The 26,233-nt window shown below is 71.6% G+C and carries 20 protein-coding genes and 2 pseudogenes; 7 read left to right on the top strand and 15 right to left on the bottom strand.

Annotated features, from left to right (window positions below; all coding sequences use genetic code 11):
• Positions 1-24: 24 nt before the first annotated feature.
• The 6 genes from OH735_RS38330 to OH735_RS38305 are packed head-to-tail and all read right to left on the bottom strand — an operon-like array spanning position 25 to position 13,606.
• Entirely contained in the window at positions 25-1,137 is a 1,113-nt protein-coding gene (locus OH735_RS38330) for a Gfo/Idh/MocA family oxidoreductase (protein ID WP_406378364.1), read from the bottom strand.
• Positions 1,134-5,219, bottom strand: a complete 4,086-nt coding sequence (locus OH735_RS38325; protein ID WP_406378366.1) for an amino acid adenylation domain-containing protein — start codon at positions 5,217-5,219, stop codon at positions 1,134-1,136. The genes OH735_RS38330 and OH735_RS38325 overlap by 4 nt, the downstream gene beginning before the upstream one ends.
• On the bottom strand, positions 5,216-9,685 hold the full coding sequence (locus OH735_RS38320) for an amino acid adenylation domain-containing protein (protein WP_406378368.1): 4,470 nt from the start codon (positions 9,683-9,685) through the stop codon (positions 5,216-5,218). Before OH735_RS38320 ends, OH735_RS38325 begins: the two co-directional genes overlap by 4 nt.
• A gap of 12 nt (positions 9,686-9,697) precedes the next feature.
• The gene (locus OH735_RS38315; protein ID WP_406378370.1) at positions 9,698-11,308 is read right to left on the bottom strand and encodes a tryptophan halogenase family protein; all 1,611 of its coding nucleotides are present in this window, start codon (positions 11,306-11,308) and stop codon (positions 9,698-9,700) included.
• Positions 11,298-12,002 carry a tryptophan 2,3-dioxygenase family protein gene (locus tag OH735_RS38310; RefSeq protein WP_406378372.1) on the bottom strand — a complete coding sequence of 235 codons (705 nt, stop codon included), beginning with the start codon at positions 12,000-12,002 and terminating at the stop codon, positions 11,298-11,300. The genes OH735_RS38315 and OH735_RS38310 overlap by 11 nt, the downstream gene beginning before the upstream one ends.
• Entirely contained in the window at positions 11,999-13,606 is a 1,608-nt protein-coding gene (locus OH735_RS38305; RefSeq protein ID WP_406378374.1) for a (2,3-dihydroxybenzoyl)adenylate synthase, read from the bottom strand. Before OH735_RS38305 ends, OH735_RS38310 begins: the two co-directional genes overlap by 4 nt.
• A gap of 119 nt (positions 13,607-13,725) precedes the next feature.
• On the opposite strand from OH735_RS38305, the gene OH735_RS38300 reads away from it, so the two are divergent.
• From OH735_RS38300 to OH735_RS38275, 6 genes are all read left to right on the top strand, one after another.
• Positions 13,726-14,493 carry a thioesterase II family protein gene (locus OH735_RS38300; protein WP_406378376.1) on the top strand — a complete coding sequence of 256 codons (768 nt, stop codon included), beginning with the start codon at positions 13,726-13,728 and terminating at the stop codon, positions 14,491-14,493.
• Positions 14,490-15,236, top strand: coding sequence for an SDR family NAD(P)-dependent oxidoreductase (locus OH735_RS38295; protein ID WP_406378378.1), 747 nt, complete (start codon positions 14,490-14,492; stop codon positions 15,234-15,236). The genes OH735_RS38300 and OH735_RS38295 overlap by 4 nt, the downstream gene beginning before the upstream one ends.
• A 41-nt stretch (positions 15,237-15,277) precedes the next feature.
• Positions 15,278-16,531: a pyridoxal phosphate-dependent aminotransferase gene (locus OH735_RS38290; protein WP_406378380.1), complete on the top strand. Its 1,254-nt coding sequence runs from the start codon at positions 15,278-15,280 to the stop codon at positions 16,529-16,531.
• Between the two features lie 5 nt (positions 16,532-16,536).
• The gene (locus tag OH735_RS38285) at positions 16,537-17,085 is read left to right on the top strand and encodes a flavin reductase family protein (RefSeq protein ID WP_406378382.1); all 549 of its coding nucleotides are present in this window, start codon (positions 16,537-16,539) and stop codon (positions 17,083-17,085) included.
• Positions 17,082-17,564 carry a winged helix-turn-helix transcriptional regulator gene (locus OH735_RS38280; RefSeq protein WP_406378384.1) on the top strand — a complete coding sequence of 161 codons (483 nt, stop codon included), beginning with the start codon at positions 17,082-17,084 and terminating at the stop codon, positions 17,562-17,564. Before OH735_RS38285 ends, OH735_RS38280 begins: the two co-directional genes overlap by 4 nt.
• Before the next feature lie 137 nt (positions 17,565-17,701).
• Positions 17,702-18,913, top strand: coding sequence for a cytochrome P450 (locus OH735_RS38275; protein ID WP_406378386.1), 1,212 nt, complete (start codon positions 17,702-17,704; stop codon positions 18,911-18,913).
• Positions 18,914-18,920: 7 nt separating this feature from the next.
• Here OH735_RS38275 and OH735_RS38270 read toward each other — a convergent pair whose 3' ends face one another.
• From OH735_RS38270 to OH735_RS38260, 3 genes are all read right to left on the bottom strand, one after another.
• Positions 18,921-20,744 carry a non-ribosomal peptide synthetase gene (locus tag OH735_RS38270; RefSeq protein ID WP_406378387.1) on the bottom strand — a complete coding sequence of 608 codons (1,824 nt, stop codon included), beginning with the start codon at positions 20,742-20,744 and terminating at the stop codon, positions 18,921-18,923.
• Between the two features lie 108 nt (positions 20,745-20,852).
• The gene (locus OH735_RS38265; RefSeq protein WP_406378389.1) at positions 20,853-21,353 is read right to left on the bottom strand and encodes a winged helix-turn-helix domain-containing protein; all 501 of its coding nucleotides are present in this window, start codon (positions 21,351-21,353) and stop codon (positions 20,853-20,855) included.
• Complete coding sequence (locus OH735_RS38260; RefSeq protein ID WP_406378391.1) at positions 21,350-21,571, bottom strand: MbtH family protein; 222 nt, start codon at positions 21,569-21,571, stop codon at positions 21,350-21,352. Before OH735_RS38260 ends, OH735_RS38265 begins: the two co-directional genes overlap by 4 nt.
• A gap of 222 nt (positions 21,572-21,793) precedes the next feature.
• On the opposite strand from OH735_RS38260, the gene OH735_RS38255 reads away from it, so the two are divergent.
• Complete coding sequence (locus OH735_RS38255; protein ID WP_406378393.1) at positions 21,794-22,717, top strand: alpha/beta hydrolase; 924 nt, start codon at positions 21,794-21,796, stop codon at positions 22,715-22,717.
• On the opposite strand, the gene OH735_RS38250 is transcribed toward OH735_RS38255, so the two are convergent.
• From OH735_RS38250 to OH735_RS38225, 6 genes and pseudogenes are all read right to left on the bottom strand, one after another.
• Positions 22,695-23,270 carry a GNAT family N-acetyltransferase gene (locus OH735_RS38250; protein ID WP_406378395.1) on the bottom strand — a complete coding sequence of 192 codons (576 nt, stop codon included), beginning with the start codon at positions 23,268-23,270 and terminating at the stop codon, positions 22,695-22,697. The two genes, OH735_RS38255 and OH735_RS38250, sit on opposite strands and share 23 nt — an antisense overlap.
• Positions 23,271-23,364: 94 nt before the next feature.
• Positions 23,365-23,550, bottom strand: coding sequence for a hypothetical protein (locus tag OH735_RS38245; RefSeq protein WP_406378397.1), 186 nt, complete (start codon positions 23,548-23,550; stop codon positions 23,365-23,367).
• 271 nt (positions 23,551-23,821) lie between these two features.
• A pseudogene (locus OH735_RS38240) lies at positions 23,822-24,823 on the bottom strand (flavodoxin/ferredoxin-dependent (E)-4-hydroxy-3-methylbut-2-enyl-diphosphate synthase).
• Positions 24,820-25,422, bottom strand: a complete 603-nt coding sequence (locus OH735_RS38235) for a transketolase C-terminal domain-containing protein (protein ID WP_406378399.1) — start codon at positions 25,420-25,422, stop codon at positions 24,820-24,822. The pseudogene OH735_RS38240 and the gene OH735_RS38235 overlap by 4 nt, the downstream one beginning before the upstream one ends.
• Positions 25,423-25,430: 8 nt before the next feature.
• Positions 25,431-25,697, bottom strand: a pseudogene (locus OH735_RS38230) (1-deoxy-D-xylulose-5-phosphate synthase); the annotation flags it as partial.
• 62 nt (positions 25,698-25,759) lie between these two features.
• Positions 25,760-26,170, bottom strand: a complete 411-nt coding sequence (locus OH735_RS38225; RefSeq protein WP_406378401.1) for a 1-deoxy-D-xylulose-5-phosphate synthase N-terminal domain-containing protein — start codon at positions 26,168-26,170, stop codon at positions 25,760-25,762.
• Between the last annotated feature and the right edge of the window lie 63 nt (positions 26,171-26,233).

The raw sequence follows: 26,233 nt of genomic DNA, 5'->3' as shown, positions 1-26,233 counted from the left end.
TCTCCAATCGTACGCGTACGAATATCACTGTACTCGGCTGTGGGCCCGGGGGGGCAGGGATTCCGGCCAGAGATCGTCGACGGTCAGCGGCTTCCCGGATTCGGGCTCGGCGGCCTCGGGATAGCCCAGGGCCTCGGTCAGCTCCTTCCAGGCGCGGGCGACGGTCAGATGGCGCTGCTGGCCGTGCAGCGGGTCCACGCCCGCCTCGACGCGTTCGCGCAGCTCGTCCAGGACGGTCAGCACCCCGTCGCCCCACACGTCGTGGACGGCGTCCTCCCAGGTGGGCGTCCCGGCGGGACCCACATGGGCGCCGGTGGGACCGGAATCGTCCGCCCACCCCGGCGCGGAGCCCGACCGGCCCGGGAAGAACCGCCCCTCCGGGTTCGACGGCAGGCGCAGCACCGGGCTCCAGATCACCGGACCGTGGGTGTTGGCCAGCATCAGGTTGCCCGCGTCGGTGCCGATGGTGATCCGGTGCAGGAACAGGCTGGTGCTGTCGTCACCCGCCTGCATCCGGTTCTCCACCCGCAGCGTCAGCGGAACACCCGCGATCTGGGCGTCCATCCCGACCAGCGGGCGGCCGGCGCGCGCACCGACCCCGGTGATCGACCAGGGCCGCAGCCCGTCGAAGATCCCGGCGAGGATGTCGAGCAGGTCGAAGGAGACCTGCACCGCGCACAGGGCGTCGACGAACACCGGCCTGCGCAGCCGGACCAGCTCGCGGGCGGCCGAGGTGAACCGCCGGACCGGTTCGAGGTGCGGGTAGAAGGTGTTCAGCAGGTACTGGGTCCCACACCCGCGCGCTACCCGCAGGCAGTCCGCCAGCTCGTCCGGGTGGACCGGATGCTCCTGGAGCACATGGATGCCGCGTTCGAGCAGGTCCTTGGCCAGTTCCGCGCCGCGCCCGCCGCCGACCGCGGTCGACACCACGACACAGGCCGCGTCGACGTCGTCGGGCAGCTGCTCGACCGCGTCGTACAGCGGGACACCGTACTCCTCGGCGAGCGCCGCGGAGCGGGCGCTGCCCCGGGCCAGGATGCCGACGAGCCGGAAGCGCTCGGGCGCACGGGCGAGGGCCGCGGCGTACACCTGGCCGAAACGGGTGCCGCAGACGACGACGCGCATCGGGCGGGTCATCGGCGCTCCGCGGGCCGCGCGGTGAGTGCGTCCGCCAGGCGCGTCACATGAGGCCTCTGCAGGCAGCTGAAATGATCGCCCGGTACGTCGACCACCGTCACGTCCCCCAGGCACATCCCGCGCCAGAACGCGCTCGTGTCGTCCGTGGGTCCGGGGACGCCCGGCGTGGGCTCGACGGGGCGCAGGAAGGTGATGTCCCCCGCGTACGGCAGCGGATCGTACTGCGCCACCGCGTCGAGGATCCGTGCGAAGACCGCCGGATCGGCGCTCGTCATCCGGGTGAAGGCATGGTCGACCACGAGGTCGTCGTGCGGCGGGGAGGGAATGCGGTAGCTGGACACCAGGGTCAGCCGCCGTACCGTCACATCGGCCTCGCTCAGGGCGCGGGCCAGCTCCAGGGCGATCGGGCCGCCGAGGCAGTAGCCGATGATCTCCACGCCGTCGAACCCGGCGGCCCGCACCTCGCGGGCGTATCCGCCGGCCAGTTCCTCGACGAGGTCCGGTGCGGCGAGGTCGAGGCAGCGATCGCCGTCGGGCACGGCGATCCCGAACAGGGGCGCTTCCGTGCCGAGTTCGGTGATGAGCGCGTTGTACGGCGTCAGGGTGCCCGATCCGTCGTGCACCAGCAGCCGCACCGGTCCCGCCCCGGATCCGGCGAGCGGGATCAGCGACGAGGTGCGGGCCGCCGGGGCCGCCTCCGTGGCCGGAGCCGCCTCGGCGTCGGACCTCAGCCACCGGGCCAGGCCGGCGACCGTGGGGGTGTCCAGCAGGGCGCGGAGCAGGGTGTCGAAGGTGAGGTGCGCCGCCTCGGGCACGAGTTCGCGGACCCGCCCGATGAACCGGGCCGCCAGCAGCGAGTCCCCGCCCGCGTCGAAGAATCCCGCTTCGCGGCTCGGCGGCTCGGCCCCGAGGGCCTCGGCCCACAGGTCTGCGATGCGTCGCTCGACGCCCGGGTGCGGCGGCTCGGAGGGCTCGTCGCGCGGCGCGGTGGGTGTCGGGGCCGAGGCGAGCAGCTTCTTCCGGTCGACCTTGCCGTTCGGGGTCAGCGGCAGCGTCTCCACGAGGCGCACCCGCGCGGGGATCATGTGCGCCGGCAGCCGGTCGGCCACCCATCCGATGAGCTCCCCGGCCTCGACGGATCCGGACTCCCGCCGGGGGATCACGAAGGCGACCAGGGCCCGTTCGAAGGCGCTGTCGCCCGCCGCCAGGACCACCGACGTGCCCACCATCGGGTGCTCGCCGAGCACGGCCTCGATCTCGCCCAGTTCGATCCGGTGTCCGCGGATCTTGACCTGCTGGTCCGCGCGGCCGAGGAACTCGATCTCACCGGACGGCAGGTAGCGGCCGAGGTCGCCGGTGCGGTAGAGCCGCTCCTTCGTCTCCGGGTGGTGGATGAAGCGCTCCGCCGTCCGCTCGGGGTCGTTCAGATAGCCGGTCGCCAGGCCGGTGCCCGCGATGTACAGCTCGCCGGCGACCAGGGCGGGCCGGTCGCGCAGCGCGGTGTCGAGCACGTGGAAGCGCTGGTTCGCCAGGGGGATGCCGTACGGGATGCTGCGCCAGTGGGGTTCGACGGTCGTGACGGGGTGGTGGACCGACCAGATCGCCGCCTCCGTCGCCCCGCCCAGGCTGATCAGTTCGGTGCCGGGCAGGTGCCGTCCGGCGTGGCCGGGCAGGGTCAGCGGGATCCAGTCGCCCGACAGCAGCGCCAGCCGGAGGCTCTCCGGACCGGCGGGTTCGGCGTCGAGGTAGTGCAGCAGCATCTGGAGCTGCGCGGGCACCGAGTTCCACAGCGTCACTCCGTGCTCGGCCACGGCCTCGGCCCAGTGCGAGGGGTCGCCGCGGCGCGCGGGGTCCGGCAGGACGAGGGCTGCGCCGACGGCCGGCGGGCCGAACAGGTCGTAGACGGACAGGTCGAAGCTCAGCGCCGCCAGCCCCAGGACGCGGTCGGATTCGCCGACGCCGAAGCGGTGGTTGATGTCGAGCACCGTGTTGAGGGCGGCGCGGTGGCTGATCATCACGCCCTTGGGCACACCGGTCGAACCCGAGGTGTGCATGACATAGGCGAGCTCGTCGGGCGCGACTCGGGGGCCTTCGGGGATCTCGGCGAGCGGGATGGGCCGCAGCCCTGCCACGGTCACCGCCCTCACGCCTTCGGGGAGTTCACCGGTCGCGGCGTCGGCGACGACGGCGAACCCGACGCCGCTGTCGGTGAGGATGCGGTCGCGTCGGATCCTGGGCTGGCCGGAGTCGACCGGGACGTACACGCCGCCCGCGAGCAGCACCCCGAGCACCGCGACGGCCTGGTCCCGGCACTTGTCGATGAGGACGCCGACGAAGTCACCGGGGCGGCACCCCTCGGCCCGGAGTCGCGTCGCCACCGCGGCGGCCCCTCCCAGCCATTGCGCGTACGTCAGCGTCCCGGCGGTGTCGATCACCGCGACCCGGTCGGGGAACGCGCGCGCACGGGCGACGAGCGGATCGTGCAGCAGGCCCTCGGGCACCGGCGCGGCGGTCGCGTTCACCTCGGCGCGCCGGGTGCGCTGGCGTTCCGGCAGCGGCTGGGGATCCACCACGGTCCAGGGCTCGGTGCCCTCGGCCAGCCGGTGCAGCAACGCCTCGAACGCGGCGAACATGTCGTCCACCATGCCGTCGGGGAAGGTCCCCTCGCGGATGTCCCAGTTCACGTCCAGGCCGCCGAACTGGTCGCCCACCTGGCAGTCGATCCACACCTGCGGTGTCTGGCTGATGCCGTACGACGGCCGCGGCTTCCTGCCCGCGGCCGACACCGCGTCGCCGCCGACCCCGATGCTGCCGGTGAACACCACCGGCAGCATCGCCTCCTCGCGCCCCCGTCGCCGGGCGATCTCGCGCAGTACCTCGACCCCGCTGCACAGCCGGTGGTCGAGGTCGTCGAAGAGCCGCTCGCCCAGGGCGCGGGCGCGCTCCGCGAAGCTCGTCCTTTCCCCGTGGTCGACCGCGAGCAGGCTCAGCGAGGTGAAGTCGCCCAGCAGCCGGTCCACCCTCGGGTGCAGCGGCAGGCGGTGCAGCACGGGCAGTCCGACGCAGAAGCGCGGAGTGCCGCTCCAGCGGCCGATCGTCTCCACGTACGCCGCGAGCACCGCGTTGGCCGGAGTGCTGCCCTGCTCGGCGGCGCGGGTCTTGAGCGACTGCCACACCCGGTCGTCGAGCGTCGTCGTCAGCCGGCGGAAGCGCGGTGCCGTCGTCGCCGGATCGTGGTCGTCGCGCAGCGGCAGGACGGGTGGTCCGGGCAGTTCGTCGACGCGGTTCCACCAGTACGCGCGGTCGCGCGCGTACCGCTCGGTGTCGCGCAGCCGGTGCTCGGCGGACACGTAGTCCCGGTAGGTGGCGTCGATCCCGGGCAGGGCGCAGTCCGGCTGCTGGTAGCGGCGGTCCAGCTCGGTGAGCACCTGCTGGATGCTGAGCCAGTCCAGCGCCATGAAGTCCACCGACAGGTGCAGGACGCTCCGGTCGGCGGCCAGGGTCAGGCGCAGCTCGTACATGGGGCGTTCGCCCGTGGGGTGCACGGCGTGCGACAGCTCGTCGCGCACTCCGGCGAAGGCCTTGGCGACCTCGTCGTCACAGGCGTCACGCAGGTCGGCGACCGCGATACGGGTGTCCTTCGGTTCGGGCAGGACGCGTTGCGTGCCGTCCTCGTGGACGATTGTCCGCAGGGCGTCGTGGCGGCTCACCAGACCGTCCCAGGCGCTCTGCAGCCGGGCCGGGTCCAGGCCGGCCGGATAGTCCAGCTCCTGGTAGAGGTGGCAGGAGACGCCGCCGTAACCGAAGGCCGGGTTGCGGCCGAAGAGGTAGGCGGACTGGATGTCGGTCAGTGGGAAGGGCCGGTCCCGTTCGTCGGGCCGGTCCTGCCAGACCGGGTCCTCCTCGCGGCTCGCTCCGGTGTCCGCCACCAGGGTCAGCAGTTCCGCCTTGTGGCGGCGCAGCTCCGCCAGACGCCGGTCGTCCATGACGCCCCGGGGGGCGCGGAAGCGCAGGTTCTCGCCCTCGCGCCACAGCTGGATCCCGGCGTCGGAGAACTCCTTGAGCAGGTCGTTGGCGTTCACACCGCACCCTCTTCGTATGCGTCGGCGGCACGGAGCCGGTCGATCAGTGCGCTGAGTCCCGCGACGGTCGGTGTGCGGATGACGTCGCGCATGGGCAGTTCGACGCCCCAGGCTCCGCGCACCTCGGCGACGAAGCGAGTCGCGATCAGGCTGTCGCCGCCGAGCCTGAAGAAGTTCTCGTTGCGGCCCACCGACTCCAGTCCGACCAGCTTCGTCCACCGGTCGGCGACGAAGGTCTCGGTATCGCCCCGCGGCGGATCGTCCACGTCACGCGGCCGGTCGACGGACTGTTCGAGGATGGTCCGCACCTGCCGCCGGTCGATCTTTCCGTTGGCGCTGAGCGGCAGCGCGGGCAGGACGGCGAAGTGGGCCGGGACCATGTGTTCCGGCAGCCGGTCGGCCGCCCAGCCGCGCAGGCCGGCGGGATCGATCCCGTGGGCCGTCCCGGGCCGGTCCGCGGAGAGCAGGATCTCGCCGCCGGGCTCGGTGCGCAGGACCCGCACGTCGGTCAGGCCGGCTCCGGTGCAGGCTTGCCGCCACCGCTCGGCACCGTGGAGCCAGGGGGTTTCGGGGCGGCCCGCCGCGAACCTCCCCGCCCGTGCCTCCAACGGCAGGGCGGTGACGAGCGCGAGCGGCGTCGGGTGTGCGCGCTCCAGGAGGTGGAGGCGGCCGCCCGGGGCGAGCAGCAGGGCCAGGGTGGCCACAGCCAGGTCCGGGTCCGGCATGCGGTGCAGGACGTTGTTCGCCACGACGACGTCGTAGGTGTGGAGGTGCTGTACGGCGACGGCGTCGGGGCTCTGCCATGCGGTGCGGGTGCGGTGCCCCTGCTCCTCCAGCAGCGTCCGGGTCCTGGCCAGCGCCGGTTTCGAAGAGCCGAGCAGCGTGTAATCGACCGGGGCGGAGCCGAGTCCGGCGAGCAGGCGCGCGGTGCCACGGCCCCCGGCCACGTCCCACTCCGCGACGCGCGGGGTCGCGGAGTCGCCGCCGCGTGCCCGCAGGTCCTCGGCGACGGCCCGGAGGCAGTCGGCCGTCGCCGGCATCAGATCGCCGAGCGCCTCCGGGGCCAGTACCGGGTCGTCCAGCAGCGCGGTGGCGTCGGCGTCGCCGGAGAGGATGGCCGACAGGAGCGGTCCGGCCCAGCGCAGCGCGGCGGCGACGGTCTCGAAGAAGGTCCCGGCGGCGGCCTCGCGGGCCGATGCGATCCACTCCGGGCGCGTGACCTCGTCCCAGCGGGCGCCGTGCCGGTGCGTACCGTCGGCGGCGCGGACGAGCACATCGCGCTCGGTGAGATACGCGAACCAGATGTCCACGACCGGGCGTTGTTCGGCGCAGACCGACGGGCGGACGCCGTCGGATCCGGTCAGCGGTGCGACGACTTGCGCCAACAGCACTTCCACCAGGCGGTGTTCGAGCTGATGCGGGTCGGTCTCGCCGGTGGCCGCGGGCGGCAGGAACGGGTTCCGTGTACGGTCGGGTTCCGCGTGGACCCGGTCCGGTGCGGACGAGCGCTCGACCACGGCGGCGACGAGTTCCCTGCGCCCTTCGGCGACCGGAACGGCCACGGCCTGGGCGACCTCGGGGTGCCCCTGGAGGCAGGATTCGATCTCCCCCAGTTCGACCCGGAAGCCGTTGATCTTCACCTGGTGGTCGAGGCGTCCGAGGAACTCCAGGTTGCCGTCGGGCCAGTAGCGGCCTAAGTCACCGGTGCGGTACCAGCGCTCGCCCCGGTGTTCGGGGAAGCGTGCCGCGGTCAGCTCGGGGTCGCCCCGGTAGCCGAGCGCGACCCCCGCGCCGCCGATCCAGAGCTCGCCGGGCACCCAGTCGGGGCAGTCCCGGCCCCGCCCGTCCACCACCCGGAACTTCTGGTTCCGCAGCGGTTTCCCGTACGGGATCGAGCGCCAGCCCGCCGGGACCTCGGTGACCTCGTACGCGTTCGACCAGATCGCGGCCTCGGTCGCGCCGCCGAGCGAGATGAACCGGCAGCGGCCGTCCGTCGCCCGCGCCAGCCGTTCGGGCAGGTCGAGCCCGATCCAGTCGCCGGACAGCAGGGCCAGGCGCAGCGAGCCGGGGAGCGGCGAGCCGTCCGCCGCGGTCAACGCCATTTCGAGCAGGGCCGGGACGGTGTTCCAGACGGTCACCGCGTGCCGTTCGCACAGCGTCAGCCACTCGGTGGCGTCGCGCCGCCCGGACTCCGGGACCAGGACGGCGGCCCCGCCCACCGCGAGGAAGCCGAAGACGTCCCACACCGAGAGGTCGAAGTCCAGCGCGGAGACCGCCAGCACCCGGTCGTCCGCCCCGATGCCGAACCGCTCGTTGAGGTCCTCGACGGTGTTGACCGCGGCGCGATGGCTGACCTCGACGCCCTTGGGCAGGCCGGTGGAGCCCGAGGTGAAGATCACGTACGCGCGGTCCCCCGGTTCGGCCGGCACCGGTGCGCCCAGCGGGGGCGTGAGGAGCGCCCTCTCGATCGGGAGCACCTCGACACCCGCTTCGGTCGCTCCCAGGGCCCCGCTGCCGTCGAGGACGACCTCCGCGCCGCTCAGCTCCAGGATGCGGGCGCGCCGCTCCGCGGGCTGGTCGACGCCGACCGGGACGTACGCCGCGCCCGCGGCGAGCACCCCGAGCACCGCCGCGATCTGCCGCGGTCCCTTCGGGGCGACCACGGCGACGTACGATCCGCGGCCGATTCCGCGCCCGGCGAGCGCGGCGGAGATGCCGAGCGCGTCCCGGGCCAGCTCGTTGTGCGTCATCGAGGCGTCGTCGCCCCAGAGCAGGGCGGGCCGCGCGGCGCGGTCGGCGGCCCGCTCGAAGAACGCCGTGTGCAGGAGGTTGCCGGTCATGGTCCGGGTGGACGCGTTGACCGCCTCCCGGGTGGCCCGCTGCGCGGCGGGCAACGGCGTCCTTGGGGGCGCGGTCTCCCACTCCCCGTCGATCAGCTCGCGGACCAACGCCTCGTAGGCCGCCATCATCGTGTCGAGGACGTCGTCGGGGAACAGTTCCTCGACGGCGTCCCAGACCATCCGCACACTGCCGTCCCGGGTGCGGTAGATCTGGTGGTCGAGCCAGACCTGCGGCGTCTGGGAGATCATCCAGCTCGCGTCGCCGAAGCGCTCGGCGAACACGTCCGGGATCAGCGGCGCCGACAGGTCCAGGGAGAACACCACGGGCGCGGTGCGGGGCGCGTCCGGGTCCGAGCGGGCGAGGTCGCGCAGGACGTCGACGCCGCTGTAGGCGGCGTGCCCGATGTCCTCGTGCACCTGCTTCTGCACGGCGCGGGCGCACTCCTGGAAGCCTGACCCGGAGAGGTCCACCTCCAGCAGCACCAGACCGGTGAAGTCGCCCACGACGCGCTCGATCTCGGGGTGCGCGCCGAGATCGCGGTCGAACAGCGGCAGGCCGAGCAGGAAGCGCTCGTCGCCGGACCACCGGCTCAGGATCATGGCGTATGCGGTGGCCAGCACCACCGACGGGGTCAGGCCCGCCTTGTTCCCCCGCCGCTCCAGGGCGGTCCACTCGTCCGCCGTGAGGTCGAAGTACCGGCGGGCGAAGCGCGGGGCGGCGACGGCCAGGGGGTCGATCGCCAGGGGCAGCTTCGGGCCGCCCGGCAGCGACGGCACCCGCCGCTGCCAGTACGGGCGGGCCCGCTCGCTCTCGGTCCGGCGGCCTGCGGCCTGGTCCGCGAGATACCGGCCGAAGGTGTAGCCGACCTCGTCGAGGCTGTCGGGGTCCTCGTACAGGGCGGTCAGCTCGCCGAGCAGCAGCCGGAAGCTGGCCAGGTCGGCGACCAGGAGGTCGGTGTTGAAGTGGAGCCGGTCGACCCCGCCGGGCAGCCGGGTCAGCTGGACGTCGATGACCTCGCCGCGGCCGACGTTCAGCACCCGGTGCGACAGCCGCTCGCGCAGCTCCAGCGCCGCCGCCTCCGCCTCGGCAGCCGGCCGGGCGCGGAGGTCGTGGACGGTCAGGCCGGGCCACGGGGACCGGGGCAGGACCTGCTGGGTCGCGTCGTCGGCGAAGCGCGCCCGGAGCATCGGATGCCGTGCGAGCAGCGCCCGCACGGCCCGCTCCAGACGGTCCGGCTCGATCGGCCGGACCCCGTCGAACTCCATGTAGTTGTGACAGCCGACGCCGCCGAGGGGCTGGCCCTCGGCACGGCCGATCAGATACGCCTGCTGCACCGCGGTCAGCGGGAAGCTCCGATCAGCCTCGTCGTCGTGCTTCTCGACGGCCTCCGGCGCCGGTTCGCCGCCCTCCAGGGGGGTCAGCATCCCGGACCAGGCCGACAACCGGGGGGCCTCGGCCAGCTCGGCGAACGAGGCGTCGAGGCCCTCCCGGTTGAGCCGGCTCACCAGCCGCATCAGGTCCATGGACTGCAGGCCGAGCTCAAAGAGGTTGCAGTCGTCGTCCGCCGCGGTCAGCTCGATGCCGAGCACACCGGATACCACTTCGCGCAGGGCTTGAAGGTCCATGTCCTCGCTCCCTCAGACCGCGCCGGCGCGCATGGCGGCGAAGTACTCGTTCTGGGTGGGGAGTTCCTGGACGAGCTTGTCCGCCTTCAGCCGGATGCGCTCGAACTCCGCGATCGCCGCCCGCTCGTCGGCCATGTCGAGTGCGGGCGAGTGCCGGACCTCGATGCCGCCGGTACCCAGCAGGATGCAGTTGTACGAGTACGGCGGCAGCCCGTGGTAGTGCGGGAAGACGGTCTGCGCGTCCGGCACCTTGTGCTTCCAGTTCTCGATGCGCTCGGCCAGTTCGTCGGGGACCCTGCGCGTCTTGGTGTCCTTCCAGTACTGGTTGTCGGCGCGCTTTGCGCCCACGTAGTGCAGCACCAGGAACTCGCGGACGCCGTCCTGCACATGCGCGATCGACTCGTTGTAGAGGTTGCGCAGGCGGTGGTCGTCGCGGCCGGAGGGGAAGTACTTCACGATCTGCTCAATGGCGTGGTGGATGAAGAAGATGCCGGTCGACTCCAGCGGCTCCACGAAGCCGCTCGACAGTCCGATGCCCACGCAGTTCTTCACCCAGGAGCGGCGGCTGCGGCCGATGCGCATCTTGATGTGGTTCGCCTCGACGTCCTCGGCGCCGGGGCCGATGAACTCGCGCAGCGTGCGCTCCGCCTCCTCGGGCGTGGTGTAGTCACTGGCGTAGACGTAGCCGGAGCCGATGCGGCTGATCAGCGGGATGGTCCAGATCCACCCCGCCTCCTGGGCGGTCGCGGTGGTGCAGGGCCGCATCGGCTCGCGGTCCATGTCCAGCGGCACCTGGAGGGCGACCGCGCTGTCGTTGGGCAGCGTGTCCTGGTACGAGACGAAGGGCTCGTCGAGCGCCTTGTTCAGCAGGAGCGCGCGGAATCCCGTGCAGTCCACGAACAGATCGCCCTCCAGCCGCCCGTGCTCGGCCGTCTGCACATGGGCGATGTACCCGTCCCCGTCGAGCACGACGTCCGTGACGTCGTCGGTGATGTGGCGGACGCCGCGCTGGGTGGCGTAGGTCGTCAAGTACTTGGCCAGCAGGGCCGCTTCGAAGTGGTAGGCGTACGGGAACTGCGTCCCCTGGTACTCCACGATCGTCGACCGGGCCGAGGTCTCCTCGCGCTGCTGCTCGACGAAGCCCTGGTCGATCAGCTTGCCGTCGAGGTAGCGGGGCGAGCGCTCGGCGTCGCACAGCGACGCCATGACGAAACAGTCCTTGTCGAACCGGCTCGTGGTCGGATTGCGCAGCCACCAGTCGCTGAGCGGGAACCCGTCGACCGAGCCGAGCTGCTCGAACGGGTGGTAGAAGTGATGGCCCGGCTCACGCCAGTTCTCGAACCGCACGGCCAGCTTGTAGGTGGCGTTGCAGGCCGGCATCCAGTCCGACTCGGACAGCTTGAGGAACTCGAAGAAGTGTCTGATGTCGCTGAACGTGGCCTCGCCGACGCCGATGGTGCCGACCCGGGCCGATTCCACGACGGTCACGTCGATCCGCTCGCCGAACGCGGCCGCCAGGTAGGACGCCGTCATCCAGCCCGCCGTGCCGCCGCCGACGACCACGACCCGCTTCGTCCTGCCCGGGTCGCTCGCCCGCTGCTTGCCAGCACCGTCAACAGTCATCACTGCGTACTCCTTGTGTGAGTTCCGGAAAGAGGGTGCGTTCCATCGAGCGCCACAGATACGCGGCGCCCGACGAGCCCGCCGTGCCGGCCACGCCGCCGAGCAGCGCCTCCGCCAGGGCGGCGTGCCGCCCCCGGCAGGAGCGCATCGAGGCGTCGAAGGCGGCCATCGCGTCATGGATCCGCTTGACGTCCTCGCCGGCCCGGTCGCGGTATTCGCCGAACGCGGCGTCCAGCGACTGCTCGTCGAGACGTGCGAGCAGCCGGGCCCGGTCGCGGTCGGTCAGCCCGGCGATGTTCAGCATCCGCCGGTCCCTGGCCCCGCACAGGAACTCGATCTCGCGGAACTGGACGGACTGGAAGCCGCTGGACGTCCCGAGCGTCGCCCGGACGTCGTCGAACTCGTCCGGCGTCAACGCGTGCAGGGCGTCGAAGTGCTGGGCGACCGCCGCCATGATCCGGGGCAGCCGGTCGAGATGTGCGCATGCCTCTGTGCCCTGCCCTTCGGTGAGCGCCCGGCGGGCGGCCTCCAGGTGGCGCAGGACGACCGCGAACCAGATCTCGCAGGCCTGGTGGGCGCCGAAGAACAGGGCGCGTTCCGAGGTCTCGTGCACCCGGGCGACCTCGAGGAGCTCGTCCAGCCTCAGTCGTTCTCCGTACGCCGGACAGTGGCCGGCTTCCGCCCGGTCGCTCACCGCGTCCGCTCCTCGCACAGAAGCTTCTTGTCGATCTTCCCGACGGGCGTACGGGGGAAGTCGGGCACGACGACCAGGTCGTCCGGCAGCTTGTAGGTCGCCAGCCCGCGATCGCGGATGTGCTCCCTGACCGTGCGCAGCGAGAGCGCCCCGGCGTCGGTGCCCGCGGTGAGGACGACGAACACGCAGAGGCGCTCGTCGCGTTCCTCGTCCGGTACGCCGACGACCGCGGCGTCCCGGACCAGCGGGTGGGTCAGCACATGGCTCTCGACCTCCTCGGCGGAGACCTTCTCGCCGAGGTGGTGGATGATGTCCTTCAGCCGGCCCTCGATGACGATGTTCCCGTCGCCGGTCGTGCGGGCCAGGTCGCCGGTGCGGTAGAACCCGTCGGTGGTGAACGCCCGGCGGTTGGCCTCCGGTCCGGCGAAATAGCCCCGGATCGTGTACGGGCCCCGGGTGAGCAGTTCGCCGGTCGTGCCGGGGGCGACCTCGTGGTCGTCGGCGTCGACGATCCTGATCTCGTCGTCGGGGGACAGCGGCCTGCCCTCGGTGCCGAAGACGACCTCCTGCGGATCGTCGAGCCGGGTGTGGGTGATCAGTCCCTCGGCGGTGCCAAACACATTCATGATCCGGCAGCCGAGGTTCTTGCTGACCCGTTCCGCCGCGTTGGGGCCGAACTTCGAACTGCCCACCTGGATGGTCATGCCGGTCATGTCGACCGGGTCGCCGAGCGCCTGCTCCGCCCAGAGCAGCGCCAGGGCGGGCACCAGCGCGGTGTGCGTGACGCCCTCGTTCCCGATGAGCGGGAACACCAGGCCGGGGCTGGGGTTGGCGGCCAGCACGGCCTTTCCGCCGACGAGCAGCGCGCCCAGCACGCCGGGGCAGCCGAGCGCGGCGTTGTGCGGTACGGGGTTCGCGGCGAGGTAGACGCTCCCCTCGTCGAACCCGGTCGCCTCGGCGCACGCGAGCATGTTGTACGCGTAGTCGTCGTGGGTCCGGGGGATCAGCTTCGGCGCCCCGGTGGTCCCGCCAGACAGCAGCAGCAGCGCCACCTCGGAGGCGTCGACCGGCTCCATGTCCCGGGGCGTGCAGGCGATCAGCTGGGACAGCGGTGTGTGCTCCTCCGCCTCTCCGGCGATCACGATGTGCCGCAGCCCCGGCGCGTCGGCGCGCACCTCGCGGGCCAGCTTGCGGTGGTCGAAGCCCTGCAGACGGTCCGGGCCGACGTAGGCCACCGCCTCCGAGGCGCGGACCAGGTGGAGGATCTCGTCCCGGCGATGTCCGGGCAGCGCCATCACGGGGATGGCCCCGATGCGGAACAGCCCGATCATGGTGGAAAGGAATTCGATGACGTTCGGCAGATGCAGCACGACCCGGTCGTGCCTGCGGACGCCGAGCTCCGCCAGGCCGGACGCGATACGGTCGGCCTCGTCGAGCAACTCCGTGTAGGTGACCCGGCGTCTGCCGTCCACGGCGGCAATCTTGTGCGGGTGGCGCTCAGCACTGTCGGCCACCCGTTGCCGGAGGGGGACACCCGTCCAGTAGCCGGCTCGCCGGTATCTCTCCGCGAAGTCGGGTGGCCACGGCACGAACCCGTCCAGCATGCGTCCTCCTCGGTTGCGACGCCTTCAGAGTCGGGCAGGGGCTCCGGAGCCGCACCAATCCCCAACAGAGCTTTGAAAGTGTTGGCCAAGGAGGCCGACGGCTTGGCGAACCTCGAGTCGTGAACCGAGTGCGAGCGCAGGGTCGGAACTGGGTGCGGGTCATCAGCGGCGAGGAGCGCCCGACGGCCCGGCTAGTGTGCTTCCCCTACTCCGGTGGTACCGCGGCGGCCTACCGCGACTGGTCCTCCGCGCTGCCGACGGGCGTCGAACTGCTCGCCGTGCAGTATCCGGGCCAGGCGGACCGTATCCGCGAGTCGCCCGCGGGCTCCGTCGCCGGGATCGCGTCGTGCGTGGCCGCCGAACTCTCCCGGCGGGAGCCGGTCCGCTGCGTCCTGTACGGGCACAGCCTGGGCGCCCTGGCCGCGTACGAGACGGCGAGAATGCTCCAGGCGGACGGCCGGCCCGCACACGGGCTGGTCGTCTCTGGTTCGCTCGCGCCGGGGCAGGCGCTCGGCGGCCGGATGCATCTCGCCGGCGACGCCGAACTCTGGTCCACCCTGCGGGACTTCGGCGGGATCGACCCGTCGATCGCGGACGACCTGGAGCTGCGGGAGCTGCTGCTGCCGACCCTGCGGGCGTACATCGCACTCACCGAGACCTACCGGCCGCCGACGCGTCCTGAGCCGCTGGGCTGCCCGGTCCACTGCCACTACAACACCGAGGATCCGCTGGTGGACGCCGCGCGGGTGGAGCCCTGGGCCGCGGTCACCACCGGCCGGACCAGCGTACGGGGCAGGCCCGGCGGGCACTTCGGAGTGCTCCTGGAGCCCTCGGAACTGATCGCCGACATCACCGGAGTCCTCCTGGAAGGCGCGACGCTGCCATGACCCTTGCCGGAAAGTCCGTCATCATCACCGGCGCGGCCACGGGCATCGGCCGGGGCATCGCGGAATGCGTGCTGAAGGAGGGCGCCGACGTCACGGTGGTCGGCCGCCGCGAGGAACCGCTGCGGGAGCTGGCCGAGCGGTTCGGGGACGCGGTCCACGTCGTGGCACAGGACGTCGCCGCGCCCGGGGCCGCCGGACGGATCGTCGCCGCCGCGGCAGAGAGATTCGGCGGGATCGACGCCGTGGTCAACAACGCCGGCCTGGCCCGGTTCGGCACCCTGGACGCGGTCGACCCCGCGCTGTTCGACGCGATGTTCGCCGTCAACGTCCGTGCGCCCGCCGAACTGATCCGCTGCGCCCTGCCGCATCTTCGGGACCGCCGGGGCAGCATCGTCAACATCTCGTCCGTCGGCGGCGTCCTGGCCATGCCGGGGCGAGCTTTCTACGGTGCGACCAAGGCGGCCCTCAACAGCCTGACCCGTTCCCTGGCGGTGGAGCTCGCGCCGGACGTGCGGGTGAACGCCATCCTGCCCGGACCGGTGCTGACGCCGATGTGGGACGGGACCGGCCTGGACGCGGCCGGCGCCGAGCGGCTGCGGGCGGGGCTGATCGCGTCGACCCCGATGGGGCGGTTCGGGGAGGACCGGGAGGTCGGCCGGTGGGTCTGCCTGCTGATCGACCCGGAGGTGTCGGGCTGGGTCACCGGCGCCCTGATGCCCGTCGACGGCGGACGTACGGCATGACCCGACCAACCGGCCGAGAACACTCTCGCAAACAAAGGGGTATGAGCGTGAGTTCAGAGAACAGGTCCGTCGCCGGCTCCATTCCTTCGTCCTGCCTGGTCAGCATCTTCTGGGCCGCGGAGAAGCTCGCGAAGGAGACCGGCGTCGACGTGGTGAAGCTGCACGTCGGCGACCCGTATTTCGATCCGTCCGAAGACGTCGCCCAGGCCTTCGTGGACGCCGTGCGGCGCGGCGACACCAAGTACACCGGGGTCGAGGGCCTGACCGCGCTGCGGGAGGCGGCGGCCGAGAAGCTGCGTACGGACAACGGTCTGGACAGCGACGTCGGCAGGCTGCTGATCTCGCCCGGTTCGGCCCAGGGTCTGACCGGCCTCCTCCAGGCGCTCGCCGAGCCCGGCGCGGAGATCCTGCTGCCGGAGCTGCACTGGCCGGTCCATCTGCAGCAGAGCCTGCTCGCGGGCTTCCGGCCGGTGCTGTATCCGCTCGGCCCCGACTTCCGGCCCGATCCCGAGCGGATCGCGGCCGCCGCGACGCCCCGCACCCGGGTCCTGCTGATCAACTCGCCGGCCAACCCGACCGGAGCCGTCCTCGACGGCGACGAGATCCGCACCCTGCTGGACCTGGCGCGCCGGAACCGCTGGCAGGTCATCAGCGACGAGGCCTATGAGCACTTCTGTTACGAGGGGGAGCACATCTCGGTCGCCTCCTTCGAGCGTGAGGTCCCGGTCGCCGAGCGGATCGTGCACAGCGTCTTCACCTTCTCCAAGGGCTTCGCGATGACCGGCTACCGGCTGGGCTACGTGGCGCCGGCCACCGATCGCATGGCCGACGTCATGAAGGTCGTCCAGGAGGCCGGGATCATCGGCACGTCGACCCCGGTGCAGCACGCGGGCATCGCCGCGCTGAACAGCCGGGCGGACTCGACGGCGACCAACCGCAAGCTGGTGCAGCGCAACCGGGACGTGGCGCTGCCGCCGCTGATCAAGGCCGGGCTGCTGCGGGAGCTGCCCGCCGGCGGCTGGTACGCGATGCTCGACGTGACCCGGTCCGGCCTGGACGCCGAGTCGTTCGCGATGCGGCTGCTGGAGCGCAAGGGCGTCGCGGTGGTGGCGGGCAACGGGTTCGCCATGCGCCCCGACGTCGACGACCAGGGCCGCATCCGCTCCCACGACTACGCGCCCTGGGCACGGCATCTGGTCCGGATCGCGTTCTGCGTGGATCCGGTGGCGTTGGAGACCGGTGTGCGGCGGATCATCGAGTTCGTCGAGGAATGCGCCGCCGAAGCGAAGGGATGACCGGCATGGCGAACTCCCCGGCCGGCACGGTGACACGGGCGACCGTCGACCCGGCGGCCTTCCGTTCCCTCATGACGGCGCATCCGGTCGGCGTCACGATCGTGACCACCGTGGGGCCCGATGCCGAGCCGTGGGGCATGACCTGCTCCTCGTTGTGCGGCGTCTCGCTCCAGCCGGCCGCCCTGCTGGTCTGTCTGCGGGACCGGAGTCCGACGCTGGCCGCGTTGCTGCACACGTCCGCGTTCGCCGTCAACCTCCTGCACGACCGGGCCGAACCGGTGGCGCGGCTGTTCTCCTCCGGGGCCCCGGACCGGTTCGAGAAGGCCGCCTGGGTCCCGGATCCGGAGTCCGGGGTCCCGCATCTGATCGAGGACGCCCATACGATCGCGGACTGCGAGGTCAGCGAGACGCTGGCGGTCGGGGACCATGTCGTGGTCTTCGGGCGGGTGCACCGGGTGGCGAGCCACGCGACCCGGCCGGCCGGCCCGCTGCTGTACGGGATGCGGCGGTACTGGTCGCTGCCGGACCCGGCCGACGATGGGAGCGGACGGTGACCCGGGCGCGTATCCCCGACTGCCCGCTGGCCCGCACGGTCGAGGTCATCGACCAGTGGTGGACCCTGGAGATCCTGCACGTGGTCCTCGGCGGCCACACCCGGTTCTCCTCGATCCGCCGGGATCTGGAGACCCCCGCCGACGTCCTGGCGGACCGGATCGCCGCGCTGAGGGCGAAGGGTCTGCTGGAGGTCGACGACACCGCCGAGCCGGGCGACCCGACGTACCGGGCCACCGATCTGGGTGGCTCGCTGCGCCCGCTCCTCCTGGTGATGGCGGCCTTCGGGAACCATCGGCTGGCTCCGGAGGACCGCAGCGTCGTCCTGGTCGACGAGGAGACGGGCAGGGAGGTGGACCCGGTCGTGGTCGACCGGGCGACCGGCCGCCGGGTCGACACCGCCGGCTTCGTCTTCGCCCGTGGCCCGAAGGCCGGCGAACAGGTCGCCGCCCGCTATCCGGAGGCCCGGGCCGGGCGGTGACCCGCACGGCCACCGGACCGGCCGCACCCTGCGGGCCGGTGATCCGCCCGTCGGCCGTACGCCCCGGCGTACGGCCGGCGGGCGCGCGGCCCGGACTCCTCCGGGGCGCTCCACCCAGCGGGAAGGAACCGTCAGACATGAGCCGGACCGATCTCGGCGCACGCTCTCTGGACCTCACCGATCCGGCCGCGTTCGTCGACAACGACGTACACGCGTACTGGCGTGACGTGCGGGCCCGCAATCCCGTCCACTGGCACGAGCCGACCGACCGCAACCCGGGGTTCTGGGTGGTGTCGCGGTACGCCGATGTGCAGCCGCTGTACACCGACGAGGCCCTCGGCTCCGCCCGGGGCAACGTCCTCGACGTCGTCCTGCGCGGCGACGACTCGGCCGGCGGGAGCATGGTGGCGGTGACCGACGCCCCGCGCCACCGGCCGTTGCGCAACCTCCTGTTCAGCGCGTTCACCCCGCGGGTCCTGGGCGAGGTCGTCGAGGAGGTCGGGCGGCGCACCACCGAGCTGGTGTCCTCGGTCGTCGGGCGGGGCACCTTCGACTTCGCCGCCGAGATCGCCGACCGGATCCCGATGAGCACGATCTGCGATCTGCTGTCCATCCCGGCGGCGGACCGCGAGGAGTTGCTGCGCTGGAACAAGATGGCGCTCTCGTCGGTCGACGCCGCGTACGACGAGCTCGACGCGATCGCCGCCCGCAACGAGATCGTGCTCTATTTCATGGACCTGGCGCAGGAGCGCCGCGACCGACCCGGTGACGATGTCATCAGCCTGCTCGCCGCCGCCGAGGTGGAGGGCCGCCCGCTCACCGTCGAGGAACTCGCGGTCAACTGCTACAGCCTGATCCTCGGCGGCGACGAGACGTCCCGGGTCTCGGCGATCAGCGGGGTGCTCGCCCTGATCGACCATCCCGACCAGTGGCGGGCCCTGCGGACGGGCGAGGTCTCCGTCGAGTCGGCGGTGGAGGAGGTCCTCCGCTGGTCGACGCCCTCCTTCCATGTGGCCCGCACCGCCCTCCGGGACCTGGAGATCGACGGCAGCGCGGTGCGCGCCGGCGACATCGTCACGCTGTGGACCGTCTCCGCCAACAACGACGAGACGGTCTTCGACGAGCCGCGCCGGTTCACGCTGTCCCGCTCGCCCAACAAGCACCTCTCGTTCGGCCACGGCCCGCACTACTGCCTGGGTGCGTTCCTCGCCCGCGCGGAGCTGAGGATGCTGCTGACCGCCCTGGTCGCCCAGGTCGGCCGGATGGAGCTGTGCGGCACGCCCCGGCCGATCTATTCGAACTTCCTCAACGGCTACGACGACCTGCCGGTGCGCTTCGAGGGCCGCTGACGCCGGATCAGGCGCGCTCGGCCCGCTCGGCCCGCTCGGTCCGCTCGGTCCGCTCGACGATGCTCGCCAGCTCCGCGATGTTCGCGGCCGCGAGCATGTCGCGCATCGGCACGGCCACGCCGAGCTCCGAGCGCACCCGCCGAGCCAGCTGCGCGGCGAGCACCGAGTGGCCGCCCAGGTCGAAGAAGTTGTCCTCGGGCGCCGCGTGGCCGATCTTCAAGGTCTCGTTCACCATGGCGCAGAGGATCTGCTCGTACGATCCCTCCTCGCCCTCGTCCGCGGGGACCGCGGTGCCGGGCGTCGCGGTGCCGGGCGTCGTGGCGTCGAGCGCGACGCGCGCCGCCCGCTCCTCCAGTTCCCGGCGGTCGATCTTCCCGTTCAGCAGGGTCGGGAACCGATCCAGCATAACGACGGCCGACGGGACCATGTGCTCGGGCAGGGCCTCGCGGGCGTGCTCGCGCAGCTGGTCCTCCGTCACCTCGTGGCGCGCCGAGGGCTTGACGTAGGCGACGATGCGCTGGGAGGAGGCGTCCTCGCCGCTCACCACCGCGACGACGATCTCCACGGCCCGGTGGCTCTCCAACCGCGCCTCGACCTCGCCCAGTTCGACGCGGAAGCCGCGCACCTTGACCTGGTTGTCGACCCGGCCGGTGAAGAAGAGCTCACCGTCGAAGCCGCGTCGGCCCCGGTCGCCCGACCGGTACATCCTGCTGCCGGGCGGGCCGTACGGATCCGCGACGAAGCGGGACGCGGTCAGGCCCGGACGGTTGAGATAGCCCCGGGCCACGCCCGAGCCCGCCAGATACAGCTCCCCGTCCGTGCCGTCGCGCAGGTCGCCCAACGACCCGTCGAGCACGTACACCGTGCCGCCGTCCCACGGCGTCCCGATGGACACGTCCTCCTGGATGCCGTCGATCGGCCCGCCGATCGACGCGCCCACGGTCACCTCGGTCGGGCCGTATCCGTTGTAGAGGCGTCTGCCCTTGGACCACTCCGCCGCCAGGGACCTCGTGCAGACGTCGCCGGTGGAGGTGATCGTGCCGCCGAGCAGCAGCCCCTCGCTGTCGGTGATGCCCAGCGCCACCGGCGGCATGACCGCGTGGTCGACCTCGTGTTTCAGCATGGTCTCGCGCAGCGACTCCCCCGGCATCAGGTCGTGCTGCTCGGCCATGACGAGTGCCCCGCCGTTCAGCAGGGCCAGCGTGAAGTCCCAGAACCAGGCGTCGAAGCTGAAGGAGGCCCATTGCAGCACCCGCTCGCCGGGGCGGACCCCGAACGCCCTCGCCTGGGTCGAGACCAGGTCGGCCACGCCGGAGTGGGTGACGGCGACGCCCTTGGGCACGCCGGTCGAACCGGAGGTGTAGATGACGTACATCAGGTGGGCCGGGCGCAGCGGTGCGAGGCGCTCGTCCTGAGTGACGTCGCCGCCGCTCTCCTGCTCGCAGGCGGCCTCGAAGGACGGGTCGCCGAGCACGACCTCGGGCACGTCCAGGCGCAGCGAGGTGATGTCCTCCGTGCGCAGCAGCATGACCGGCTCGGCGTCCACGACCATGTGCGTCAGCCGATCGGCCGGATAGGCCGGGTCGAGCGGGAGATACGCGCCGCCGGCCTTCAGTACGGCGAGCACCGCGACGATCAGCCGCACCGAACGCGGCACGGCGATCGCGACCAGGCGGTCGGGTCCGACGCCGGCCGCGATCAGCCGTCTGGCGAGACGGTTGGCGCGGGCGTTCAGCTCCGCGTAGTCGACGACGGTGTCACCGAAGAGGACCGACGGAGCATCGGGCACCTCGGCGACCTGGGACTCGAAGAAATCCGAGAGAACTCTCAACTCCGCCTCCGACGCGGGCTTCCGGCGTGATGGCTACGAAAAGTGGTGCGCGGCGCAGGGGTGTCGAACACCCCGGTTCGGCTGGTTCAACTGGTTCGGCCAGTTCTGCTAGTTCGGCTCGATAGTGAAGCCGCGTCCCCAGACGTTGCGCAGGGTCAGGCCGAGGGGCTGCAGGCGTCGACGCAGCCGGAGCACGTGCAGGTCGATCGCGTTGCTGGACGCGCTGGCTCCGCACTGCTCCAGGATCTTCCCCAGTTCATTGCGGTAGACCACCTGGCAGTACCGGGAGATCAGCGGGGACAGGATCTCGCACTGGAGCATCGAGAGTGTGACGGACGAGTCCCGGAAGAAGAGGATGCCCGCCGGGTCGAGCACGGGCTTCTCGTTGAGGACGACTCGGGCCTCCAACTGGCTGACCCGGGCCTGGAGATCCTCCGGGACGATGGGCGGGCGCACCCAGTCCTCGTAGAGTCCGATCCGTTCCGGCGGCGGAGCGCCGTGCTCCACGACCAGAAGGCACAGCCGCCGTCGTGCCCGGCATTCCTCACGGATTTTACTTTCGGCGGGCCAGCGGACGAATCTCACCCAGCTCTTCACATCGGCGGTCACGGACAATCTCCTTGCCCGCCCGCGTCCCGCAGACTCTTCGGCCGCATATCCGTCCATGACCGTTCGATACGGTCAAGGATATTCTCCTGCGTGGCCGGCCCGTATACCGTGCGCCAGCCTGCGGGAATTTCTAATCCCTGAGGCCAGAGCGAATACTGCTCTTCGTCATTGCACAGCGCCAGATATTCTCGGCTGTCGTCCTCGAATGGATTGAACATGCGCGCAACCCTCTCCCCCGACCTGGAACCACCTCTCGAAGGTACAGCAGGGGCCCGAACCAGAGAAGCATTAAATTTCCATATGCGCCCGTGCAATCCGCATTCCCTTCTGAGTGATCTTCACCATGGTTCTTCCAGAACGAACCATTTATCATCAATCATCGATTCCGTGAACCAGCCCGCAGGGGGCCCGCGATGCCTTTGGACCGCTTTTTACGCAGCTTGATCGCCTGGCAGGGCGCCGGGGGGCCGCCGGTTCCGGATCGCGCCCTGACGGTCGAGCAGGCCCGTGAGCGGTACCGGGCGAGCTCGGCACGCCCCCACCGGGAGGACGGACACCCCCGTGCGGCCGTCGCCTCCGCCGATCGCACGATCGACACCGAGGACGGATCCTCGATCCGGTGCAGGGTGTACACCCCGGAATCGGACGAGCGCCGGGTGATCACTTTTCTGCACGGTGGCGGATGGGTGCTGGGCGACCTCGACAGCCACGACCGGGCCTGTCGGATGCTCGCGGCGTCGCTGGGCTCCGTCGTCGTCTCCGCCGGCTATCGACGGCCCCCGGAGTTCCCCTACCCCACTCCGCTGCGCGACGCCGTCGCCGCGACCCGCTGGACGGCCGAGTCGTTCCCGGGCCGTGAGCATGTGGTGGCCGGCGACAGCGCGGGGGCCAGCCTGTCGCTGGGCGTCGCCCTGGACGCGCGCGACACCGAGGGCCCGGACCTCGCCGCGCTGCTGCTGGTGTACCCGCCGGTGGATCCGAGCCTGCGGATCGCCGCGGCCTGCGAGCACGCCGAGGGGTATCTGCTGAGCGTCGAGGACATGGTCTGGAACTACGAGATGTACGTCCCCGATCCGGAGCGCCGCGGCGATCCCGCCGTCGACCTGCTCAACGCCGACCTGCGGGGCCTGCCGCCGACGGTGCTGGCCACGGCGGAGTTCGATCCGCTCCACGACGAGGGGGTGCGGCTGGCCGAGAAGCTGGCGGCCTCGGGCGTCTCCGTACGCCATGTTCCCGGGCCGGGTCTCGTCCACGGCTATTTCCTGATGCAGGACATGGTGCCCGCGGCGGCCGCGTGCAGCCGGCTGGTCGTCGAGGAGCTGCACGCGGTGCTGAGGTCGTTCAACGCGCCGTGCGCCACATGAAGCGGGTGTCGACGTCGAGGATCGTCTCCCGGGAGACGATCTCGAAGCCGAACTTCTGGTAGAGCACGACGTTGCGGTCGACATCCGTCTGGAGGAAGACGGGTGTCCCCTGCTTGTCGACCCCGTCGAGGAACGTCCTGAGCAGCGCCGTCCCGACCCCGTGCCCCTGCTCGTCCGGGTGGACGGCGACGGGTCCGATGTGCCAGTGGGGCTCGCGGGGCTCGTGCCTGGCCCTCGAACTCATCACCTTGAAGGCGCGGGGCAAGTTGAATCCGATCGTCCGGATCATCATCGGCGCCGTTCTGAGCTTCTCACCCAGCTTCATCTGGCAGTGCGGCCATTCCGCGGCGTTCAGGATGCCGACGAGCCGGCCCTCCCGTTCGGCGCCGAGCACATGACTGAAAGGGCTCCCGAGCTTGATGATGCGTGTTCCCTGTTCCATCGCCCGGGTGGCTTTTTCCTGATCACCGCGCACGGTGGCCAGATTGCTCGGATTGTCGGCGAAGGCGAGTCCGACTATTCGGCATGCGACTTCCAACTCGGTGGCAGCCATGGGCCGCACGGTCACATCGCTCACTTCAACCCCCAGGATGCAATCACCAACGGTATTCGATTCGGCCCGATCATCGCCTGAATATCTGAGCTGTTCAACCGGTTCGGGAAAAGTCGACGCCCAAATCGGCGGGAGTGGCGGGCAGCACCCGCTTCACCCCACCGCTCACGAGGCTCGCCAGGCGGCCGCGCGCGATGGTGCGCAGCGCGTGCTCGACGGGTTCGGGCAGGACGGCCGCCTCCAGTGCCTTCATGGCCTGGCGGTAGCGCTCGTCGATCATCTCCTCGACGCCCGCGGCGGCGCCGGTCGCGGTCGTGATCTCCCTCGCGCTCTCGGCTTCGGCCTCCGTGAGCGCCTGGTCGCCGAGGATCGCGCGCAGATCGGCCTCCGCTTGCCGCTGGCGGCGAGGAAGCTCCTCAGGCCCTCGATGGCGGGATAGGCGTACGGCTGGGCGTCGTGGACCTTCTCGGTGAGGAATCGGTCCAGGTGCGTCTCCACCCGGCTCCGGAAGGAGTCGAGGTCCAGGCCGGCAGGTGAGGTGAGTGTCCCGGTCACGGGTTGGCCTCCGCGGTCTCTGAGGTGTCGGACGCGGTGATGCGTAACGCTTCTTCGAGCGGTCGTTCGACGATCTGGTTCTCTGGAACCGTGGCCACGACCTAGCCGCGTACGAGGATCTGGCCCTTGCCGTTGCCGGAGGAGACGCCAAGGTCGGCCTCGCGCGATTCGCCGGGGCCGTTGACGACGCAGCCCATCACCGCCACCCGCAGCGGGTGGGGGAAGCCGTCGAAGGCGGCCTCCACCTTCTTGGATGGTGTCGCCGATCCCCTCCGCGAGAAGGACTCCCATCGCGACGGCGGACTTGATCGACCCTGGAAGGCGGGCCCGGCCTCGGTCACCCCGAGGTGCAGGGGGTAGTCGCAGGAGCGCGCGAGGATCCGGTTGGACTGGATCATCACCAGGGGGTCGTGGTGCTTGACGGCGATCTTCAGATCGGTGAAGCCGTGCTCCTCGAACAGCGAGCACTCCCACAGCGCCGATTCGGCGAGCGCCTCGGGGGTGGGGCCGCCGTGCTTGGCCAGCAACCGGGCGTCGAGGGAACCCGCGTTGACGCCGATGCGGATCGGGACCCCGGCCGCGCCCGCCACCTCGGCGATCCGCCGGACCTGGTCGTCGAAGCGCCTGATGTTGCCGGGGTTGACCCGCACCGCCGCGCACCCGGCGTCGATGGCGGCGAAGATGTACCGGGGCTGGAAGTGGATGTCGGCGATCACCGGGATCGGGGACCGTTCGACAATCGGGGCGAGCGCGTCGGCGTCGTCCTGGGAGGGCACGGCGACCCGGACGATGTCGCACCCCGCGGCCATGACCGCCGCGATCTGCTGGAGGGTGGCGTCCACGTCGGCGGTGACGGTGGTGGACATCGTCTGCACGCTGACCGGCGCACCGCCGCCCACGGACACATCGCCCACCTGGAGCCGTCTGCTGGTCCGGCGCGGCCTCAGGACCCCGGAGGACGGGGGGAAGGCCGGAGTGGGTACAGCGACGAGGGTCATCGCATCCTCTCAGCGGGGTGGGCGGGGGCGAGCGCGTCGAGGGACGCGCGGACGATGCCGGGTGCGTCGAGGCCGTGTTCCGCGAGCAGTTCGCCGCGCGAACCGTGATCGATGAACTCCCTCGGCAGCCCGAGCACCCGGATCCGGTTCGACAGGCCCGCGTCCGCGCAGGCCAGGACGAGCGCGGCGCCGAAACCCGCGACGCGGCACCCGTCCTCGACCGTCACCACCGCGTCGTGGCTCCGCACGAGGTCGGGCGCGGCATCAGGAACCGGCAGCACCCAGCGGGGGTCGGCGACCGTCACACCGATGCCGCGGGCCCGGAGCTGCCGTGCGGCCTCGACGGCGTCGGCGGCCGACGGGCCGCAGGCGAGCAGCAGCACATCGCGCCGGCCCGCCTCGTCGCGGTGGAGCACGTCGATGCCGTCGACGCCCTCCAGCCGTGCGATCTCCGGTCCCGCCGGGGACTTGGGAAAGCGGACGACGCACGGTCCCGTCGCGGTGACCGCTTCGCGCAGCAGCGCCCTGAGCTGCTCGGCGTCACGGGGGGGGCGGCCACGCTCAGGCCGGGGATCTGGGCGAGGAACCCCAGGTCCCACATGCCGTGGTGGCTCGCCCCGTCCGGCCCGGTGACCCCGGCGCGGTCGAGGACGAACGTCACCGGCATCCGGTGCAGGGCTACGTCCATGAGCACCTGGTCCAGCGCCCGGGTGAGGAAGGTGGCGTAGACCGCGACCACGGGGCGGCTGCCGGTCCTCGCCATGCCCGACGCGGTGCACACCGCCTGCGGCTCGGCGATCCCGACGTCGAAGAACCGCTCGGGGAAGCGTTCGGCGAAGGGGCGAGGCCCACCGGCCCGCGCATCGCGCCGCTCAGGCACACGATGTGCTCGAACTCCGCGCCGAGTTCGGTGATCTCCCGCCAGAACACCTCGGTCTACGAGGTGCCCGCGGGAGCGTGGGGCTTCCCGGTCGCGGGGTCGAGCACACCGATCCCGTGCATGCGGTCCGCCGGGTCGGTCTCGGCCGGCTCCCAGCCGCGGCCCTTGTCGGTGACGACGTGCACCACCACGACCTGGCGCATGTCGCGCGCCTTGTGCAGCGCCGCCTCCACGGCGGGGATGTCGTGCCCGTCGACCGGGCCGAGGTAGGCGAGTCCCAGTTGCTCGAACACGTTCGGGCCCAGGTCGGCCGGACCGCGGCGTGCGGTGCGCAGTGCGGCCAGGTGCCGGGCGAGGCCGCCGATCGTCGGGTCGTAGGAGCGGCCGTCGTTGAGGACGACCACCACCGGCAGTTCGGGGCGCTCGGCCAGATTGTTCAGGCCCTCCCAGGCGAGGCCCCCGGTCATCGCCCCGTCCCCGATCACCGCCGCCACGGACCGGCCTGCCCCGCTGGTCGTGGAGCCCGAGGC

The sequence above is a fragment of the Streptomyces sp. NBC_01618 genome (assembly GCF_045209435.1).
In the GTDB taxonomy this organism is placed as follows: domain Bacteria; phylum Actinomycetota; class Actinomycetes; order Streptomycetales; family Streptomycetaceae; genus Streptomyces.
The sequence above is the reverse complement of the archived record's forward strand: the minus strand, read 5'-3'. Positions and strand labels throughout refer to the sequence as shown.